Annotated in this window: 17 protein-coding genes and 1 tRNA gene; 9 read left to right on the top strand and 9 right to left on the bottom strand. The window is 62.9% G+C overall.

Annotation, left to right across the window (positions count from 1 at the left end):
- Positions 1-254: 254 nt before the first annotated feature.
- On the bottom strand, positions 255-872 hold the full coding sequence (gene clpP / locus VPH41_RS09290; RefSeq protein ID WP_374106865.1) for an ATP-dependent Clp endopeptidase proteolytic subunit ClpP: 618 nt from the start codon (positions 870-872) through the stop codon (positions 255-257).
- Positions 873-957: 85 nt separating this feature from the next.
- Positions 958-2298 carry a trigger factor gene (tig, locus tag VPH41_RS09285; protein ID WP_152283003.1) on the bottom strand — a complete coding sequence of 447 codons (1341 nt, stop codon included), beginning with the start codon at positions 2296-2298 and terminating at the stop codon, positions 958-960.
- Between the two features lie 600 nt (positions 2299-2898).
- Between tig and VPH41_RS09280 the strand changes: the two genes are divergently transcribed.
- Together VPH41_RS09280 and VPH41_RS09275 are read left to right on the top strand one after the other, a co-directional pair.
- Positions 2899-3066, top strand: coding sequence for a hypothetical protein (locus VPH41_RS09280; RefSeq protein WP_328569748.1), 168 nt, complete (start codon positions 2899-2901; stop codon positions 3064-3066).
- A gap of 50 nt (positions 3067-3116) precedes the next feature.
- Positions 3117-4637, top strand: coding sequence for a hypothetical protein (locus tag VPH41_RS09275; RefSeq protein WP_328569747.1), 1521 nt, complete (start codon positions 3117-3119; stop codon positions 4635-4637).
- Positions 4638-4705: 68 nt separating this feature from the next.
- On the opposite strand, the gene VPH41_RS09270 is transcribed toward VPH41_RS09275, so the two are convergent.
- The 3 genes from VPH41_RS09270 to VPH41_RS09260 all read right to left on the bottom strand — a co-directional run bounded on the left by VPH41_RS09270 (position 4706) and on the right by VPH41_RS09260 (position 9243).
- A tRNA-Leu gene (locus tag VPH41_RS09270) sits at positions 4706-4788 on the bottom strand.
- 196 nt (positions 4789-4984) lie between these two features.
- On the bottom strand, positions 4985-8083 hold the full coding sequence (locus VPH41_RS09265) for an efflux RND transporter permease subunit (protein ID WP_328569746.1): 3099 nt from the start codon (positions 8081-8083) through the stop codon (positions 4985-4987).
- Positions 8080-9243, bottom strand: a complete 1164-nt coding sequence (locus VPH41_RS09260) for an efflux RND transporter periplasmic adaptor subunit (protein WP_328569745.1) — start codon at positions 9241-9243, stop codon at positions 8080-8082. Before VPH41_RS09260 ends, VPH41_RS09265 begins: the two co-directional genes overlap by 4 nt.
- A gap of 290 nt (positions 9244-9533) precedes the next feature.
- Here VPH41_RS09260 and hpnC point away from each other — a divergent pair, with 290 nt between their 5' ends.
- The 6 genes from hpnC (at position 9534) to VPH41_RS09230 (ending at position 14575) form a co-directional block, all read left to right on the top strand.
- Positions 9534-10415 (top strand): squalene synthase HpnC, encoded by an 882-nt coding sequence (gene hpnC / locus VPH41_RS09255; protein WP_152282962.1) that lies wholly within the window; start codon positions 9534-9536, stop codon positions 10413-10415.
- Between the two features lie 46 nt (positions 10416-10461).
- Positions 10462-11295: a presqualene diphosphate synthase HpnD gene (gene hpnD, locus VPH41_RS09250; RefSeq protein WP_328569744.1), complete on the top strand. Its 834-nt coding sequence runs from the start codon at positions 10462-10464 to the stop codon at positions 11293-11295.
- Complete coding sequence (gene hpnE, locus VPH41_RS09245) at positions 11288-12655, top strand: hydroxysqualene dehydroxylase HpnE (RefSeq protein WP_328569743.1); 1368 nt, start codon at positions 11288-11290, stop codon at positions 12653-12655. The genes hpnD and hpnE overlap by 8 nt, the downstream gene beginning before the upstream one ends.
- Positions 12656-12785: 130 nt before the next feature.
- A complete protein-coding gene (locus tag VPH41_RS09240; protein WP_328569742.1) occupies positions 12786-12938 on the top strand; it encodes a hypothetical protein in 153 nt (50 codons plus the stop codon).
- A gap of 28 nt (positions 12939-12966) precedes the next feature.
- On the top strand, positions 12967-13758 hold the full coding sequence (locus tag VPH41_RS09235; RefSeq protein ID WP_328569741.1) for a DUF1700 domain-containing protein: 792 nt from the start codon (positions 12967-12969) through the stop codon (positions 13756-13758).
- A gap of 10 nt (positions 13759-13768) precedes the next feature.
- A complete protein-coding gene (locus tag VPH41_RS09230; RefSeq protein WP_152282965.1) occupies positions 13769-14575 on the top strand; it encodes a GIN domain-containing protein in 807 nt (268 codons plus the stop codon).
- A 73-nt stretch (positions 14576-14648) separates the two neighbouring features.
- On the opposite strand, the gene VPH41_RS09225 is transcribed toward VPH41_RS09230, so the two are convergent.
- Positions 14649-15890, bottom strand: a complete 1242-nt coding sequence (locus VPH41_RS09225) for a TIGR03862 family flavoprotein (protein WP_328569740.1) — start codon at positions 15888-15890, stop codon at positions 14649-14651.
- Positions 15891-16055: 165 nt separating this feature from the next.
- On the opposite strand from VPH41_RS09225, the gene VPH41_RS09220 reads away from it, so the two are divergent.
- Positions 16056-16289 carry a hypothetical protein gene (locus VPH41_RS09220; protein WP_287773395.1) on the top strand — a complete coding sequence of 78 codons (234 nt, stop codon included), beginning with the start codon at positions 16056-16058 and terminating at the stop codon, positions 16287-16289.
- Between the two features lie 41 nt (positions 16290-16330).
- Here the strand turns inward: VPH41_RS09220 and moaD are convergent, their stop codons facing one another.
- The 3 genes from moaD to thrC are packed head-to-tail and all read right to left on the bottom strand — an operon-like array spanning position 16331 to position 19336.
- Positions 16331-16588 carry a molybdopterin converting factor subunit 1 gene (gene moaD, locus VPH41_RS09215; RefSeq protein ID WP_287773393.1) on the bottom strand — a complete coding sequence of 86 codons (258 nt, stop codon included), beginning with the start codon at positions 16586-16588 and terminating at the stop codon, positions 16331-16333.
- A 10-nt stretch (positions 16589-16598) separates the two neighbouring features.
- Positions 16599-17825 carry a molybdopterin molybdotransferase MoeA gene (locus VPH41_RS09210; RefSeq protein WP_328570504.1) on the bottom strand — a complete coding sequence of 409 codons (1227 nt, stop codon included), beginning with the start codon at positions 17823-17825 and terminating at the stop codon, positions 16599-16601.
- Between the two features lie 14 nt (positions 17826-17839).
- Positions 17840-19336: a threonine synthase gene (gene thrC, locus VPH41_RS09205; protein ID WP_328569739.1), complete on the bottom strand. Its 1497-nt coding sequence runs from the start codon at positions 19334-19336 to the stop codon at positions 17840-17842.
- Positions 19337-19603: the final 267 nt, after the last annotated feature.

Raw genomic sequence — 19603 nt, 5'->3', positions numbered from 1 at the left:
AAGCTCCATGCTACCCGAAATAAAAGCGAAACGCCCGAACGTTTGATCGCCCGGGCGTTTACTTACGAACGTGGAGCCTATCCCGGTAGATGAATACATCAGTATCAGGCAGCCCCTCAGAAGCGGGGACGGCGTTGCTCGTCGTAGCATGGATTACCATGCGTCCTCCTCGCGCCTTGTCCGCACTCCTGAGGAGCGACCTGCTACAGACGCTCCCTACCAAGATAGGCTCCTGCAATACCGGTAGGGGCTCATCAAGCGCGGCTGGTCAACACTTTGTCGATCAAACCATACTCAACGGCCTCGTCGGCGGACATGAAACGGTCGCGGTCGGTGTCCTTGGCGATCTGCTCGATCGACTGGCCCGTGCGCTCGGCCATGATGCCGTTCAAGCGGGTGCGCAGGTAAAGGATTTCCTTCGCCTGGATCTCGATGTCGGACGCCATGCCTTGCGAACCACCGGACGGCTGGTGAATCATGATGCGCGAGTTCGGCAGCGAGAAACGCTTGCCCTTGGCGCCAGCGGCCAGCAGGAAAGCGCCCATCGAAGCAGCCATGCCCGTGCACAGGGTCGAGACGTCCGGCTTGATGAACTGCATGGTGTCGTAGATGGCCATGCCGGCCGAGACGGAACCACCTGGCGAGTTGATGTAGAGCGAGATTTCCTTTTCCGGATTTTCGCTTTCCAGGAACAGCAGCTGGGCGACAACCAGGTTGGCCATCTGGTCATTGACCGGGCCGACCATGAAAATCAAGCGTTCCTTCAGCAGGCGCGAGTAAATATCATACGAGCGCTCGCCGCGACCGCTTTGTTCCACCACCATCGGCACCAGGCCGAGCATCTCTGTGTCCAGCGCTGGATTACGGTTCATACCTGTCATTTCATTTCCTTGTGAAGCAGTTAGGGGATACCGCATCGACCTTGCGGCAAGAGGCGGCATCCCAATACCAACTGGTTTACGCTTGTGCGTTGCTTCCCATCAACTCGTCGAAGGCAACTGCTTTCGACGTAACTTTCGACAGGCCCAACACGTAGGTGACGACGTTTTCTTCCAATACAAGGGCTTCGATCTCACCCAGACGACGACGGTCGCTGTAGTAGTACTTCAGCACTTCGCGTGGGTCTTCGTAGCTTTGGGCGAAATCTTCGATCTGCGCCTTGACTTGCTCAGGCGTAGCCTGCAGGTTGTTGTCGCCGACCAGTTGCGACAGGATCAGGCCCAGGCGTACGCGACGCTCGGCTTTTTCCGCGAACAGTTCTGCTGGGAAAGGCACGTCCTTGACGTTCATGCCGCGCTGCGCCATGTCCTGACGGGTCATTTCGGCCAGACGCTCGGAATCCTGAGCGATCAACGTTTTTGGCACTTCCAGCTCAGCAACTTTGATCAGCGCGTCCATGACGGCTTCCTTGTTGCGTGCTTTTACGCGGCCAGCGACTTCGCGTTGCAGGTTGACTTTGATGTCTTCGCGCATTTTGGCCAGGTCGCCATCGGCAACGCCCAGTGACTTGGCGAATTCAGCATCGACTTCCGGCAGGTGCGCCCATTCCAGCTTTTGCAGGGTGATGGTGAACGAAGCGGTTTTGCCGGCCACGTCCTTGCCATGGTAGTCCTCAGGGAACGACAATGGGAAAGTCTTCGACTCGCCCACTTTCAGGCCCAGGGTCGCTGCTTCGAATTCTGGCAGCATGCGGCCTTCGCCCAGCACGAAAGCGTAGCCTTCAGCTTTGCCGCCTGGGAATTCAACGCCGTCGATCGAGCCGACGAAGTCGACGGTCACGCGGTCGCCGTTGGCAGCGATCGGCTCACCGCCGTCGCCGTGTTCGCCAGCTTCGCCCTTGGTGTGGAAGTGCACGCGCTGCTTGCGCAGGATATCGATGGTCTTGTCGATTTCGGCTTCCGACACGTCGGCTTGCACGGTTTCGATTTCAACGGCCGTCAGGTCGCCGATGGCGACTTCCGGATACACTTCGAACGTTGCGTCGAAAGCCAGCTGGCCTTCGGCTGCTTCTTCTTTCGGCACGATGTTCGGGAAACCGGCGACGCGCAGGTTGTTTTCGTTGGCGGCGTCGTTGAAAGCGCGGCCGACTTTGTCGTTCAGCACTTCCGATTCAATTTGGTAGCCGTATTGTGCTGCGACCATTTTCAACGGCACTTTGCCCGGACGGAAGCCCGGTGCCTTAGCCGTACGGGCTTGCACTTTCAGGCGCTTCTCAACTTCCGTGCGGACGTCCGTCAGCGGGAAGGAGATCGTGATACGACGTTCGAGTTTGCCCAAGGTTTCGACTGCAGTTGCCATGTAAAAAATCGTCCAAAAAATAAACACTGTTGGTGCGAGAAAAGAAGACCCGACCCCTTGCGCCATCACTGGCGACAAGACATGGGTCCAGCTTCACTCGCTCGCATATTCATCTGTAAAAGTACTGGAAAACAGGACGATGGACCTGGTCTACCCGGCTGAGGAAAAACCCGCACCAGGCACCAAACAATCCGCCGCTTCCAGTACTGCGACAGGGCTCCGAGCGTCCAGCCATGCGTCTAAGTAAATGCAGGGCCGGCCATCATTCGGTAAAGCGTGGCATTATAACAAAGGACTTCGGGAAAGTGGCTGGCTTTGCAGCCCGGCCACAGAGGATGCCAGCGGCGGCGAATGAATCGCCACAGCCTGGTTGGCCCTGTCTTTACTCTTGCCCCGGCATTCTTTATTTCGCCAGAGACAGGCTTTCCAGCCTGCTTCGTTCATTAGTATATGCGAACTGGCGCCCCGTCCGAAACAAAGAAATGCGCTCTCAGCGAAGATTTCAGGCAAAAAACCTTTGATTTATCTCAATTTGGCCATTTTTCAGGCAAACCTAAGCCATTTCTTCGCCCTCCAACTGCATTTAATGGAAAAAACATCATGGGCGATAGCGCACCCGGCAGTTCCAGCAACGCCAAAGCCAGGCTGAAAATGACCCTCAGCCGCCTGCTCGACGGCGCCACCGATGGCGATCGGCAAAAAATCCGGACGCAAGCCGGTGAAATGGCGTGGCGCATGAGGGGCGACGGCCACCCTGCCCCCGCCTGATCCGGCTAGCGCCCATGCAAGCAGTGCAGCTTATGCAAGCCGCGCAAGCTATGCCGGCATACTGCGCCCCGCCGCCGGACGCGGCAGTGCTGGGCGCCGTGGAAACGGCGCTGGTCAGCCACCCCACCTTTGGCGACAGCAACCACATCCGCGACCAGCTGGCCGTGGCCTGCCGGCGGCGCCTGCACACGCTGGGCAGCACCCTGCCCGAAGCCGGACGGCTGGCCACGCTGCTCGATGGGGCGCCGCCCGCACGCCAGCGCCAGCTGTTGGGCGACACGGTGCTGCGCTGCGCCGTCCAGCACGCCATACGCCAGCTGCAGCTCCCTGACGGGTACGGTTTGCCTCTGCCGCAATGCGCGGCGCTGTTCCAGGCCGCCGCCGAGCACCTGCGCGCGGGCCTGCCCGGCGGACCGCTGGTGGCCCACCTGCCGCCCATGGCGCGCCTGCACGACGCACGCGCCATGGGCGAAGAAGACACGGGAGCAGACACATATATATGGCATGCCTGGCAAGAAGACACGCCATATGCACGCGCCTTTCTTGCCGTCATGCACGACAACGACGGCGCGCCGCTGGCCACACCCACGCCCCATGAACGGACCCTGCTGCGCCGCGGATTGCGCCTGCTGGAAACACTGCTGCCCCGTCTGACGGCCAGCGCGCTTTCTCACGTGCAATTGGTCGCCCTGCTTCCCGAGCTGGGCACATGGCGGAGCAAAGCGTCCAGCTCGCCATTGCGCGTCCATGGCAGCGTTTTCCTGAACCAGGAACTGATCGGCAATCCCTGGTGGCTGGCCGAGCACTTGCTGCACGAGGCCCTGCACCAGAAACTGCACGACTTGCGCCACGGCCACAGCCTGCTGGCGCCTGATTACGCGCGCGACGATGGCATCAAGATCTGTGCGCTGTGGAATGCGCCCGATGACGACGGCAACCACGATTGGGATGCCCACAGCGTGCTGGCCGGCTTTCATGCCTACCTCCACCTGGCCTTGCTGTGCCTGCAGGCCGAGCGGCAGGAAGCGCCACTTTCGCCCCAATACGGCCCCATCGGCCAGCACATGTGCGGCAGCCGCCGCGCCATCGACCGCGCCCGCTACCTGGGCGAACAATTGCTCACCACGCTCTGGCCGGAACTGGGAATAGCCGGGCGGCACATGACGCACTGGCTGCTGGACGCGCTCGACGTGCTCGATACGCAACGGCGGCCAGCCGGCGCCACGCTTCATTTGCTGCTGGACCTGTACCAGCGCCAGAGCCGCCAGCTCGCCGCTTTGCTCATGCGGCAGCCGCCGCCAGATGGCGAGGCACTGGCAAGGCAGGCGGCACACGAGCTGGCGATGACGCGGGAAGCGCTGCACATGCTGGACAGGGAACTGCCGCCAGCGAGCCTGGCGCAGGAGCAACACTGGCCGCAGGTGCGGCAACGCATCCTGCAGGCACTGTGGCCGCTGACGCACGATGCAACACTGATGGAGAGAGCGGCTTACCCGCAGGCACAGGCGCTGATTGCGCAGATGGTGCAACAGTCGAGCCGGCAACTGGCCGCACTCGGCGCGCTGGCTTGATGAATAAATACCTTGGAATATATCTTGATCTTGATGGCGCTGCACCTCCGGGCTGGAACAACCCGGAGTGGTGCGGATGGGGAGACTCGAACTCCCAAGCCGAAGCACTGGCTTCTAAGACCAGCGTGTCTACCAATTCCACCACATCCGCATACTTGTACTACTTTGTGCTATTTGCCTCAGGCTCTCGCCTGCACTTTTCCGATTTTAACAACTCGGGAGCGATCTGGCTACCGTGGATTTACTGAGCAAGCCCGGAGCAACCCCGCAGTAAAGCAAAGGCGGCATTCTACTGGATTTCCCAGAGGAATGCCGCCTTTTTTATGTCAGTGGCCTGAAGCGATTACTTAAGCTTCGCCCTTGGCAACCTCCACCGGCTTCTTGACCCGGAACCACGCCGCATACAGAGCCGGCAGGAACAGCAGGGTCAAGGCCGTCGCCAGGATCAGGCCGCCCATGATGGCCACGGCCATCGGCCCCCAGAACACGGAACGCGACAATGGAATCATGGCCAGCGCGGCAGCCGCGGCCGTCAGCACGATGGGCCGGCAGCGGCGCACGGCCGAGTCGATGATGGCGTCCCACGGGGCCGAACCATCCTTGATGTCTTGCTCGATCTGGTCGACGAGGATCACCGAGTTGCGGATGATCATGCCGAACAGCGCGATGACGCCCAGGTTGGCCACGAAGCCCAGCGGACGGTGCAGCAGCAGCAAGGCAAACGCGGCGCCCGCCACGCCCAGCGGTCCCGTCAGGAACACCAGCAGGGAACGCGAGAAACTGTGCAACTGCAGCATCAGCAGGGTGAAGATGATGAAGATGGCCAGCGGCAAGTTGGCCGCAATCGACGCTTCTGCCTCGCCGCTGTCGGCCGCCACGCCTTTCACGGTGATGCGATAGCCGTCCGGCAACTTGGCCCGCAAAGCGTCGAGCTGCGGCGCCAGCTGCGTCGACACCGTCGCGCCCTGGATGCCGTCGACCACGTCCGACTGCACGGTAATGGCCCATTCGCGGCGGTCGCGCCAGACTACGCCTGGTTCCCACACGAAATGCACGCGGGCCAGCTGCGAGATGGGCACGGACTTGCCCGTCGCCGTCGGAATATTCGTGTCATTGAGCACGGAAATCGTCGCCCGCTCCTCCAGCGGCTGGCGCACCTGGATATCGATCAGCTTGTTATCTTCGCGGAACTGGCCGATGACGGTGCCCGTGAGGATGGTATTGGCCGCCTGCATCACCGTTTTCGACGTGACGCCCAGCGCGCGCATCTTGTCCTGGTCCAGGTCCAGGCGCAGCACCTTCACCGATTCATTCCAGTTGTCATTGACGCCCAGGGTGTTCGGGTTGGCGCGCATGATGTCCTTGACCTGGTCGGCAATGGCCCGCACGCCAGCCACTTCCGGCCCCGTGACGCGGAATTGCACGGGATACGGCACGGGCGGTCCGTTCGGCAACAGCTTGACGCGGCCCCGCACTTCGGGGAAATCCTTCTTGAAGACGTCGACGATTTGCTGGCGCAAGCGTTCGCGGTCGGCCAGGCTCTTCGGCAACACCACCACTTGCGACACGTTGGTCTGCGGGAAGATCTGGTCCAGCGGCAGGTAGAAACGGGGGCTGCCCGTGCCCACGTAGCTGGTGATGCTTTCCACGCCGTCGAGCTTGCCGACAAAGGCTTCGAATTTCTTGACCTGCTTTTCATTCGCGGCAAAGGTCGTGCCTTCGGGCGACCACAGTTCCACCATCAGTTCCGGACGGCTGGAATCGGGGAAGAATTGTTTTTCGATAAAGTTAAAGCCATAGATGCCCAGCGCAAAGATGGCCAGGGTGGCGGCGATCGTCGTCTTGCGCCATTCCACGCACCAGGTGACGGCACGGCGGAAGCGGCGGAAGTTCGGCGTATCGAACAATTCATGGTCGTTATGCGCGTGCGGCTTGACCTTCAGCAAGACGTAGCCGATATACGGCGTGAAGACGACGGCCACCACCCAGGAAATGATCAGGGCCAGCGCATTGACGGAGAACAAGGAGAACGTGTATTCGCCGGCGGCCGACTTGGCCAGGCCGATGGGCAAGAAGCCCGCCACCGTGATCAAAGTACCCGTCAGCATGGGCATGGCCGTCGACGTGTAGGCGAACGTGGCCGCGTCGAAGCGGGACATGCCCTCTTCCATCTTGCGCACCATCATCTCGACGGCAATGATGGCGTCATCGACCAGCAAGCCCAGCGCGATGATCAGGGCGCCCAGCGAAATCTTGTGCAAGTCGATGTCAAGCAGGCGCATGAACAGGAAGGTGACGGCCAGCACCAAAGGAATCGTCAGCGCCACCACCAGGCCCGGCCGCACGTCGATGCGCAGCGGCTTCGTGTGCAAGCCCAGCGCGACAAAGCTGACGGCCAGCACGATCAGGATCGCTTCGATCAGGGTATGCACGAACTCGCCCACGGAAGCGGACACGGCTTCCGGCTGGTTCGACACGCGCTGCAGCTCTATGCCCACCGGCAATTCGCTCTTCATGCGGGTCACCGTCGTTTGCAGGGCCTTGCCCATGTCGATGATGTTGCCGCCCTTTTCCATCGACACGCCCAGGCCGATCACTTCCTTGCCGTTGAAGCGCATCTTGTCCTTGGGCGGATCGACGAATTCGCGTTTCACGGTGGCAAAGTCGCCGAGGCGGAACGTGGTGCCGTTGGCGCGCAGCTCCAGGTTTTCCAGGTCCTTGACGGTAACCATGGCGCCCGTCACGCGCACTTGCAGGTTGTCCGTCGGCGTCACCAGCACGCCCGTGGCGTTGATGCTGTTTTGCTCGGACAATTGCTGCACGATGGCGTCGAACGGAATGCCCAGCTGGGCGAATTTCTTGTGAGAAAAGATAATATTGATCTTTTCATCTTGCACGCCGAACAGTTCCACCTTCGATACCTGCCCCACGGCCAGCAACTCCTGGCGCACCTTGTCCGCGTAATCCTTCATTTCCGCGTAGGTAAAACCGTCGCCGGACAGGGCGAAGATGGAGCCATAGGTGTCGCCGAACTCGTCATTGAAGAACGGCCCTACCACGCCGGCCGGCAAGGTGCCCTTGATGTCGCCGATCTTCTTGCGCACCTGGTACCAGGCGGCGGCCGTTTCCTTGGGCGGCGCCGATTCGCGCAGCTCCAGCAAAATCAATGTTTCGCCCGGCTTCGAATAGCTGGTGATTTCATTGATGTACGGCGTTTCCTGCAGCTTCTTTTCCAGCTTGTCCGTCACCTGCTCGGCCATCTGCAGGGCCGTGGCGCCGGGCCAGTACGCCTGCAGGACCATGGCGCGGAAGGTAAACGGAGGATCTTCATCCTGGCCCAGGCTCGCATAGCTGAGCATGCCGCCAATCAGCAGCACGGCCATCAGGTAGCGCGTCAGCGGGATATGTTCAAGGGCCCAGCGCGACAGATTGAAGCCGCCCTTCATTTGGCCGCACCCACGCTGATGGCGGCAGCGGCGGCATCCGGCTTGCTGGCCAGTTCGGCGCCGAGGATAGTCACTTTCTGGCCAGGCTTGAGCAGGTTGACGCCGGCCGTGACCACCGTCTGTCCCGGCTTCACGCCCGAGGTCAGCAGCAACTCATTGCCCGCCACGCCGCCCACCGTCACGGGGACGAGCTTGACGGCGCCGTTCTCCACCACCCACACGGAACTTTGCGATTTTTCGTTGAACAGGGCCGTCAGCGGCACCTTGATCTGCGGCGTGGCCGTCTGCGAGGCGAACTGCACCACGGCAGTCATGCCCAGGCGCGCTTGCGGCGCGTCCGGGATGCTGACCTTGGCCAGATAGGTGCGCGTGGCGGCATCGGCCACGGGCGACACTTCACGGATCTTGCCCGGCAGCGCCTGTTTCGGGTCGGCCCACAGGCGCACCACCACATCCTTGACGCCGCGCAAGGTTTCCACCTTGTCTTCGGGAATGCCGATCACGACTTCCTTTTCGCCGCTCCTGGCCACTTGCACCACGGGCGTGCCGGGTGCCACCACCTGCCCCACTTCCGCCTCGATGCGCGTGACGACGCCATCGACGTCGGCCAGCAAGCTGGCATAGCCGGACTGGTTCGCCTGGCCCCGGTGCAGGGCCTGGGCCGCTTCCACGTTTGCCTGCGCCGCCTTGTAACTGGCATCCTTGCCATCGAGCACGGCCTGGCTGACGAAATTTTTCTCGCGCAAATCCTGGTAGCGCTTCAATTCGGCGCGCGCCAGGTCGCGGCTCGTTTCCGCGCTGACCAGCGATGCCTTGGCCTGGGCCTGCGACAGCTGCAGGTCGGCAGGATCGAGCTGCATCAGCACTTGCCCCTTCTTCACGCTGGCGCCCACATCGACCTTGCGTGCCACGATCTTGCCGCCCACGCGGAAACCCAGCTGCGACACGACGCGGGGCACGACCTCGCCCGCCAGCTCGGCACTGACGTCGACATTACTACTGGACAACACAATCGCGCGCACGGGGCGCACGTCTTCCACCTTGACGGCGGGCTTGGAACAGGCGGCCACGGTCATCGCCAGGGCGGCGGCGGCAATCAGCCGCAGGGCAGGCAGTGCGGGTGCGCCGGTCTCGCGGCGCAGGGTTTTCAGGGCAAACAAGGTATTTTCCTTTACTATGCGGGCTGTAATATTTTTATGCGGAGAAACATTTTGCTTGTTCCTTGGGCCAAGCCAAACTTTTTCGCACGCGATATCCTTAAATTTGTGACAATATCAGCTCAGTCATGGCGGGGAGCGATTCCGCCTAATGACTTTCTGGTTATTAATTATAATCGTGCGTAAAAGTTTTTAGTGACTTTTGCGTCATTAATCTTGTGACGTACAACGTCCAGCTATACTCGCGCGTTCCGGGGTGCCGGACAAAACTGCAAGACTAGAGAAGTGTGTTCATGCCTGTAGACCATTACGAAAATTTTCCTGTTGCATCATTTTTACTGCCGCGCCGCCTGGTGCCCGCCGTCGAAGCCATCTATGCCTTTGCCCGCAGCGCCGACGACCTGGCCGACGAAGGCGACGCCACGCCGGCCCAACGCCTGGCTGCCCTGCACGCCTATGAAGAGGCGCTGGGCCGCATCGACCGCCACGAAGGCCATGAAGGCGAGCACGCCGCCATGTTCGAACGCCTGGCCGCCGTCATCGCCAAGCACCAGTTGCCGCTGAAACCGTTCCACGATTTGCTGTCCGCCTTCAAGCAGGATGTGGAGACGACGCGCTACGCCAGCTACGAGGACGTGCTCGATTACTGCGCCCGTTCCGCCAACCCCGTGGGGCTGCTGATGCTGCACCTGTACGGTGCGGCCGATGAACAGAATGTACGCGATTCCGATGCGATATGCTCAGCTTTACAACTAATTAATTTCCTGCAAGACGTCGCCATCGACCAGCAAAAAGAGCGCATCTACCTGCCGATGGAAGACTTGAGCCGCTTTGCCGTTTCCGCCGCCGCCTTCGAGCGGCCCGAGGCGCACGGCAAGTGGAGCGCCCTGATGCGCTTTGAAGTGGCGCGCACGCGCGCGCTGATGCTGTCCGGCGCGCCGCTGGCCCTGCGCTTGCGGGGCCGCATCGGCTGGGAACTGCGCCTCGTGGTGCAAGGGGGCTTGCGCATCCTGGAAGCCATCGAAGCCGTCAATTACGACGTGTTCCGCCGCCGCCCCAAGCTGGAGAAACGCGACTGGCTGATCATTTTCTGGCGCGCCCTGCGCATGTCGCGCAAAAGCCTGCATCAAGAGACACAAGTAAAAACGGCTTTTCCCCCGTCGCCCACTCTGTAAGACGATAGAATAGCGGCTTCGATCTGCAACCCTTGCTCTTTTGACTATGTCTCCCGACGAATACTGCCAACAAAAGGCCGCCCAGAGCGGCTCCAGCTTCTACTACAGCTTCCTGTTCCTGCCGGCCGAGCGCCGCAAGGCCATCACGGCCCTGTACGCGTTTTGCCGCGAAGTCGATGACACGGTCGACGAATGCACGGACGAAGCCGTGGCACGCACCAAGCTGGTCTGGTGGCGCAAGGAAGTCAAGGCCATGTACGAGGGCAACCCCACGCATCCCGTGATGCGCGCGCTGCAGCCGCACCTGGACATCTACAAACTGGAAGAAAAGCATTTGCAGGCCATCATCGACGGCATGGAAATGGACTTGAACCAGACCCGCTACCTCGACTACCAGGCCATGAGCCGCTACTGCTGGCATGTGGCCAGCGTGGTCGGCATCTTGTCGGCCAGCATCTTCGGCGCGACGCGCCCCGAAACCCTGCTGTACGCGGAAAAGCTGGGCCATGCCTTCCAGCTGACCAACATCATCCGCGACGTGGGCGAAGATGCGCGCAAGGGGCGCATTTACCTGCCCATCAGCGAATTGCAGCAATTCAACGTAACGGCGGCCGACCTGCTGAACGCGCGCCACAGCGAAAACTTTGAAAACCTCATGCGCTTCCAGGCGGCGCGCGCGCAGCAGGCATATGACGAAGCGTTCGCCCTGCTGCCGGAGGAAGACCGCCGCGCCCAGCGTCCGGGCCTGATCATGGCCGCCATCTACCGTACCTTGCTCAATGAAGTCGAGCGCGACGGCTATCACGTGCTGAAACAGCGCATCTCGCTCACCCCGATCCGCAAACTGTGGCTGGCCTGGAAGACCTGGGTTCGTGGCTGAGAGTAAGGTGAAGCAACGCTACGCCGTCATCGGCGCCGGCTGGGCCGGCTGCGCGGCGGCCATGGAACTGGCGCGCGCCGGCCATGCCGTCACCGTCTTCGAGGCGGCGCGCACTCTGGGCGGACGCGCACGCAGGGTCGAGCGAGAAAACACCGTGCTCGACAACGGCCAGCACATCCTGCTGGGCGCGTACACGGAAACCTTGCGCCTGATCAAGCTGGCGGGACAGGACCCTGCCGAACTGATCCTCACGCTGCCCCTGCAGATGCGCTATCCGGCCGGTCCCGATGGCATGGATTTCATCGCGCCCCGCCTGCCCGCGCCCCTGCACCTGGCATGGGCCCTGCTGCGCGCCAAGGGGCTGCAGCGCGCCGACAAGCTGTCGCTGATGCGCTTTTCCACGGCCATGCGATGGATGGGCTGGCAACTGTACAACGATTGCACCGTCAGCGAACTGCTGCAGCGCTTCGACCAGACGGACCGTCTGAACCGGCTGATGTGGCATCCGCTGTGCCTGGCTGCGCTGAATACTCCGCCCGAGCGGGCGTCGGCACGCGTCTTCCTCAACGTGCTGCGCGACAGCCTTGGGGCGCGCCGCCGCCGCGCCTCGGACATGCTGATCCCGAAGGCGGACCTGAGCAGCCTGTTGCCCGACGCGGCCGCCCGCTATGTGGAAGGGCATGGCGGCGCAGTCCGCACGGGCGCCAAAATCGCCGCCTTGCAGGCGCTGCCCGACGGCCGCTGGCAGCTTGACGACGCCGATATCTTTGACGGCGTCATCGTCGCCACCTCGTCCGTGCAGGCGGCCAGCCTGCTGCAAGGCGTGCACGACGCCCGCCTCGACGAAGCGGTGAACCGCATGCAGGCATTCACGCCGGAAGCCATCAGCACCTGCTACCTGCAGTACGACGCCGCCGTGCGCCTGGACTTGCCGTTCTACGCCCTCGTCGACGCGCCCGCGCGCCAGCACTGGGGCCAGTTCGTCTTTGACCGTGGCCAGCTCGACGCCAGCCAGGCGGGCTTGCTGGCCGTCGTCATCAGCGCGTCCGGCCCGGCCGCCGAGCAAGGCCACGGGCCGCTGGCGCAAGCCATCGCGGCGCAGCTGGCGCAAGTGCTGCAGCGTGCGGACCTGGCGCAACCCGTCTGGACCCAGCTGATCACGGAAAAGCGCGCCACCTTTGCCTGCACGCCGGACCTGGCCCGCCCCGGCAACGCCAGCGGCGTGCCGGGCCTGCTGCTGGCCGGCGATTACACGGCCAATGACGACCGCACGCTTGACTATCCGGCCACCATCGAGGCGGCCGTGCGCAGCGGCGTGGCGGCTGCCAGGGCCGTCGCCACGGGCAAGGGACCAAAGTAGACTTGACGGTGCATCCTGCCCTGGCGTCGCTCGCCCCCGCGAAATTGCATTCTGTCGCACCGCACTGGTGCGCCTGCCTGCGCTTCGGTACAGTCCGATCATCGACAACGGCCATGCCACGGGGAATACCATGCACACCACCTTGCACTTGAAGAACAGCTTGAAAACCGTGGCGCTGCTGGCAGGCGTGGCACTGGCCACCATGATCATGCACGCACAGCCGGCGCAGCATGCGCCATTGCTGCTGAGCCAGGCAAGCATGTTGCTGCCGGCAGTGGGCTGACACGGCGCAGCGGACGAACAGGAAGAATATGATGAACAAGCAAGATTATCTCGACTCTCTGCGGCGCGCGCTGGCTGGCTTGCCGCCGGACCTGGTGGCCAAGACCCTCGACTATTACGAACAGACCTTCATCGAAGGCGCTGCGGCCGGCCGCAGCGAGCACGAGATCGCCGACGACCTGGGCGACCCGAAGAAAATCGCCCTCACCTTGCGCAGCAGCACCCACCGCCAGGCTTTCGAACAGAAGAAAACGCCCGTCAACCTGCTGCGCCTGCTCGTCTCGCTCGTGGGCCTGGCCATCTTCAACCTGTTCATGGTCGTGCCTGCCGCCGTGTATGCGGCCCTGCTGGCCACCCTGTATGCCGTGGGCCTGAGCTTTTACCTGGCCGGCATCGCCATCACGGCCAGCGGCTTGTCCGGCGCCAACGAACTGGTGCTCGATGGCCCGCTGCGCCACGTCTTCATCCATGACGATGACGGCGGCGAAGGGGGCGAGCGGCGCGAGACGCGCATCACCATCGGCGACACGGGCATCGAAGTGGACCACGTGCCCGGCACGGCACAGCGTGAACGGGCCGAATCCGAGACACCGGGCGCCTCGTCGCGCATGATGGAACGGGCCGAAGCGCTGGCCGGCGGCGGCATCCGCATCTCCACCGACATGGACCGCGATGCGCGCACCACGCAAACCGTCTTCGGCATGGGGATGCTGCTCGGCGGCATCGCCATCTTCCTGCTCAGTCTGGTGGTAACGCGCTATACCTTGATCGGTATCAAGCGCTACATCGCCATGAATGTTTCCCTGCTCAAAGGTCACTAGAAAGGCTGCCATGAAACGCTTGCTTAAAGTTGGCCTGTCCATGTTCCTGCTGGCACTGGTCCTGATCGCCATGTCCTACGCCGCACTGCGCGCCAAGGGAATCAGCAATCCCAGCAGCGCTGCCGGCCGCGCCGTGCGCAGCGAAACGCGCCCGATTTCTCCCACGATCAACAGCATCGACCTGGCCGGCCCCATCGACCTGGTGCTGCGCCGCGGCACCACGCCATCGCTGAAGGTGAGCGGCGAGCAGCGCCTGCTGTCGAACGTCGATACCACGCAGGATGGCACAACCCTGCATATCGGCCCGAAAGGCATGCTGTTCCACCACCGCCAGCCGCTGCAGGTGGAACTGGTGCTGCCCGCCCTCGTGCGCCTGGAAGTGCACGGCAATGGCGACAGCAAGATCACGGGATTTTCCGGCGACAGTTTCATCCTGGAACTGATGGGCTCCGGCAACGTCAGCTTCACGGGCCGCTACAAGCAGGTGCAAGCCACCGTCAACGGCAGTGGCGACCTCGACATCAATGGCGGCAACAGCGACAGCGTGGTGCTGGAAATGGTGGGCTCGGGACGCATCGCCGCCAGCGGCAACACGAAATTCCTCCGTGCCGACCTGAGCGGCTCAGGCGATATCGATGCCGAGCACCTGGCGGCCGACAAGGGCAGCGTCAGCCTGCAAGGCTCGGGACAAAGCACCGTCTTCGTGCGCGACGCCACCAACCTGACCCTGCGCGGCAGCGGCGACATCCACGTCTACGGCAACCCGCGCCAGCGCGATGCGCAGAAAAGCGGCTCGGGCGACATCATCTGGCATTGACGAGGACAGCCGCGCACAATCTGCTGCGCGGCGCGATTGCGAACGGCGTCGTGGCGCTGACGATCATGTAATTTCAAGAATGCTCTTCCAGCCAGCTGACCGCCTGCTCGCCGGCCGCCTTGCCTTGCGCCAGGCAGGCCGTCAGCAGGTAGCCGCCCGTCGGCGCTTCCCAATCCAGCATTTCACCGGCCACGAACACGCCCGGCATGGCGCGCAGCATGCAGCCGTCGATGCCGTCGAATGCCACGCCGCCGGCGCTGCTGATGGCTTCATCGATGGGGCGCGGGCGTGTGAGCGTGACGGGCAGCAGCTTGATGGCGCGCGCCAGCTTTGCCTCATCGGCAAAGTCGGCGGCGTTCAGGCATTCGCGCAGCAAGCCCGATTTCACGCCCTTGAGGCCCAGCCGGCTTTGCAAATGGCTGGACATGGAACGGGCGCCGCGGGGCCGCGTCACTTCCTCGAACACGCGTTCCTGGCTGTGGTCGGGCGCCAGGTCCAGCCAGATGGTCGTGCTGCCCTCGGCCGCGATCTGCTCGCGCAGGGCGGCCGACAGCGCATAAATCAGGCTGCCCTCGACGCCGCCCGCCGTGATGACGAACTGGCCCTGGCGCTTGATCGTCAAGCCATCGATGTCGCGCGCCGTGATGGCCACGGTGGTCAGCGGTTCGCCCGCATGGCGGCCGCTGAAATGCGCGCTCCAGTCCACGTCGAAGCCGCAATTGGCGGGCGCCAGCGCTTGCACGGCCACGCCCTGCCCTTGCAACAGCGGCACCCAGGCGCCATCCGAACCCAGGCGCGCCCAGCTGCCGCCGCCCAGCGCCAGGATCACGGCATCAAAAGTGAAGCGGCGTTCGCCGTCCGGCGTGGCAAAGGCCAGCTGGCCGTCGCGCCAGCCCGTCCAGCGGTGGCGCATGTGAAATTGCACGCCCGCTTCGCGCAGGCGGTGCAGCCAGGCGCGCAGCAAGGGCGCGGCCTTCATATCGGTGGGGAAGACGCGGTTCGAGGAGCCGACAAAGGTGTCCATGCCCAGGCCATGTACCCAGTCGCGCACCTTTTGCGGGCCGAACTGGTCCAGCGCCAGTTTCAAGCGATTGGCCTGCCTGCCATAGCGCGAAACGAAGGCCTGGTAGCCTTCCGCATGCGTGATGTTCATGCCGCCCCGCCCCGCCAGCAGGAATTTGCGGCCGACGGACGGCATGGCGTCGAACAGCTCCACCTGCGCCCCCTGTTCGGTGGCTGCCTGGGCGGCCATCAGGCCGGCGGGGCCGCCGCCGATGACGGCGATGTGAAACGGAGGGGAAGTGGTATGGGTCATGGCAAGCTGGGAAGACGGTGAAAACCCCGGCATTTTAGTCGAGATTGGCGCGCTTAAGGCTGCCCGATGGCGCGGCCGCCAAAAAATGAGGCATACTGCGCTCAGATGCTGCAGCGATCGGCAGCCTGACTACACGAGACAACGCGACGACAAGAGGAGAAACGCATGGGTGCAGGATTCTGGATTTCCCGCTATTTGCTGGCCAGCTCGATTTTATTCATCATCCTGACGGTGGTCGAATACAGCAAGGGCACCACCAGCCAGGCTGACATCCTCAGCGCCCTGGCCTGGTCGCTGGTGGCGTCGGCCATCTTCATCGGCTCGAAATACTGGCGCTACCGGAAAGCCATCGCCTGCGCCACGTGCAGCGGGGACAAAGCAAAAACCAAATCGTCATAAAAAATGGCCGCTTCCGCGGCCATTTTCTCCAGTGGACATTCTCAGCCGCCCGTCACGGGCGGGAAGAACGCCACTTCGTCGCCTTCGCCTATCACGGTATCGGCATCGCACATCACCTGGTTATGCGCCATGCGCAGCGCACGCCCCTGCGCCAGCGCGTATTCCCAGTTGCCGCCGCGGGCGATCAGGAGCGCTCTCACCTCGCCCACCGTCAGCCGCGGCTCGGCCACTTCCAGCACTTCCTGGCCCGTGCCCACCAGCTCGCGCACGCTGGCAAAAAAACGCAGATTGATCTTCATCAGGACTTCCTTAGTACAGCAATTCGTTAAACGGGATAAAGCGCAGCATGTCGCCGCGCGCAATCGACAGTCCCGGCGGACAGTCGATCAAGCCGTCGCCCCACACGGTGGACGTCAGCACGCCCGAACTCTGGTTGGCGAACAGTTCCAGTTCGCCGTCCTCGTTGACCTTGGCGCGCAAAAACTCGTTGCGCTTGTCCGCCTTCAGGCGCTCGAAAGCGGCCGGCAGCTTGTAGCTGCGCGGCGCCACATTCCCCGCCACGCCCTGCAGGCGCAGGATGAACGGGCGCACGAACAGCAAGAAGGTGACAAAGCTGGACACGGGATTGCCGGGCAGGCCGACAAAGAACGCGTCGTTCACTTCGCCGAACGCCAGCGGCTTGCCCGGCTTGACAGCGATCTGCCACATGTTCAGCCGCCCTTCCGCTTCCACGGCCGGCTTGATATGGTCTTCCTCGCCCACGGACACGCCGCCCGAGGTGATGATCAGGTCATTGCCCTGGGCCGCCTGGCGCAGCACGGCGCGCGTGGCGTCCAGGCTGTCGGGCACGATGCCCAGGTCCGTGATGTCGCAGCCGAGGTTTTCCAGCAGGCCCCGCAAGGTAAAGCGGTTCGAGTTGTAGACGGCGCCCGGCGCCAGAGGCTCACCTGGCATGGCCAGTTCATCGCCCGTGAAAAACACGGCGACGCGCAGCTTGCGCAGCACGGGCACTTGCGCCAGGCCCACCGAGGCGGCCAGGCCCATTTCCTGGCTGCGCAAGCGCCTGCCCGCGCCCAGGATCTCGCCGCCGGCGCGGATATCCTCGCCCTGGCGGCGCACCCATTCGCCCGCATGCGGCACGTGGTTGACCGTCACCACGCCGTCAAGCACGGAGCACTGTTCCTGCATCACGACGCAATCGGCGCCCTCAGGGATCAGGGCGCCCGTAAAGATGCGCGCCGCCGTCCCCGGCTGCAAAGGCTGGCCCACGTGGCCGGCCGCGATGCGCTGCGACACGGGCAGGCTGGCCGCGCCGCTGGCGCAATCCTGCGCGCGCACGGCGTAGCCATCCATCTGCGTGTTGTCGCGCTCGGGCACGTTCAGGGTGGACGTCTGCCCGGCCGCCAGCACGCGGCCGTTGGCGCGCATGGTGTCGACCAGTTCCACCTCGGCCACCGGACGCGCCGCGCCCAGCATGAAGGCTTGCGCTTCGGCCACCGACAGCATGGGCTTGCGTTGTGCAGCCGGATCGTTCATCACGGGCCCGCTCATCACAAGCCCGTATTGGCGGCGATGTACGCCTTCATTTTTTCCACGTCCGTGCCCATCACGACAAACTTCTGCGGCAAGTCTTCGATGTTCTCGAAGCCGGCTGGCCGTTCCGCGTCCACGCCCAGCGCTTCGAGGATGGTTTCGTTGAACTTGGCCGCCAGCGCCGTTTCCAGCACGATCATCGGCACGTTGGGCTCCAGGTGCTCGCGCGCCACCTTGATGCCGTCGGCCGTGTGCGTGTCGATGGTGATGCCGTAGTCGTCGGCCACGCCGCGGATGGTGTCGAGGCGGTCCTGGTGCGTGGACTTGCCCGACTTGAAGCCGTACTTGGCCACCAGCTTGAACTCGTCGCCATCGCTGCCCGGCTTGCCGGACAGGTCAAAGCCGCCGTGCGTTTCCACTTTCGTGAACAGCGCGCGCACGCGCTCGCTGTCGCGGCCCACCAGGTCGTAGACGAAGCGCTCGAAGTTCGACGCTTTCGAGATATCCATCGACGGGCTGCTCGTGTGGTACGTCTCGGCGGACTTGCGCACGCGGTAGACGCCCGTGCGGAAGAATTCGTCGAGTACGTCATTTTCATTCGTCGCCGCCACCAGTTTCGAGATGGGCAAGCCCATCATGCGGGCGATATGGCCGGCGCAGATATTGCCGAAGTTGCCCGACGGCACCGTGAACGACACTTTCTGTTCGTTGCTGGTGGTGGCTGTCAGGTAGCCGCGGAAGTAGTACACGACCTGCGCCACGACGCGCGCCCAGTTGATGGAGTTGACGGTGCCGATCTTTTGCTGCGCCTTGAACGGCAAGTCGTTCGACACGGCTTTCACCATGTCCTGGCAATCGTCGAACACGCCTTCGACGGCGATGTTGCAGATGTTCGGGTCTTGCAGGCTGAACATCTGCGCCGTCTGGAAGGCGCTCATTTTCTTGTGCGGCGACAACATGAAGACGCGGATGCCCTTCTTGCCGCGCATCGCGTATTCGGCCGCGCTGCCCGTGTCGCCCGAGGTGGCGCCGAAGATATTGAGTTCGGCGTCGTGCTTGGCCAGGGTGTATTCGAACAGGTTCCCCAGCAGCTGCATGGCCATGTCCTTGAAGGCCAGGGTCGGGCCGTTCGACAGCGCCTGCAGGATCAGGGTGGTCGATCCGCCCTTGACGACGTTTTCTTCCAGCACGCGCAGCGGCGTGATGTCGGCCGCGTTTTCGCCGGCGCGGGCGTTCTTGTAGACTGCCTTGGTATAGGTTTTCGCCGTCAGCGCCTTCAGGTCCGCGGCCGGGATATCGGTGGCGAACTTCTTCAGGATTTCGTAGGCCAGGTCGGCATACGACAATGTGCGCCAGGCATTGAGCTCGGCACCAGTGACTTGCGGGTAGTGTTCTGGGAGATACAGTCCGCCATCGGGGGCCAGGCCGCCCAGGAGGATGTCGGAAAATTGCTGCAAAGATGACGGTTGCGACTGCAATGGCGCTTTATCAGCGCGGGTAGACACGTAATGCATAGATTTGAAGAGTCCAGTTGAGCTGAGAGCGGTTGATCATGAATGGCAGCGGATATTATAGTGCCAGCCGCCGTCCAAGGCGAATCGCGTGACGCACGCCGTATCCGGATGCAACAATTCAGATGTGACAATTGGAGAGCCGCGCTGTTATCAAAGCGGCCATAATGTCTTGAGATCAAGCCATATGGCCATGGCTGGCGTGCACGCTGGCGCGCGCCGCAGATTTGCGCCACACTGCCCCTGTCGCCCCGACCGGGGCCATCACTG

Source organism: Janthinobacterium sp. P210006, assembly GCF_036231885.1.
GTDB classification, from domain to species: domain Bacteria; phylum Pseudomonadota; class Gammaproteobacteria; order Burkholderiales; family Burkholderiaceae_D; genus Janthinobacterium; species Janthinobacterium violaceinigrum.
The sequence above is the reverse complement of the archived record's forward strand: the minus strand, read 5'-3'. Positions and strand labels throughout refer to the sequence as shown.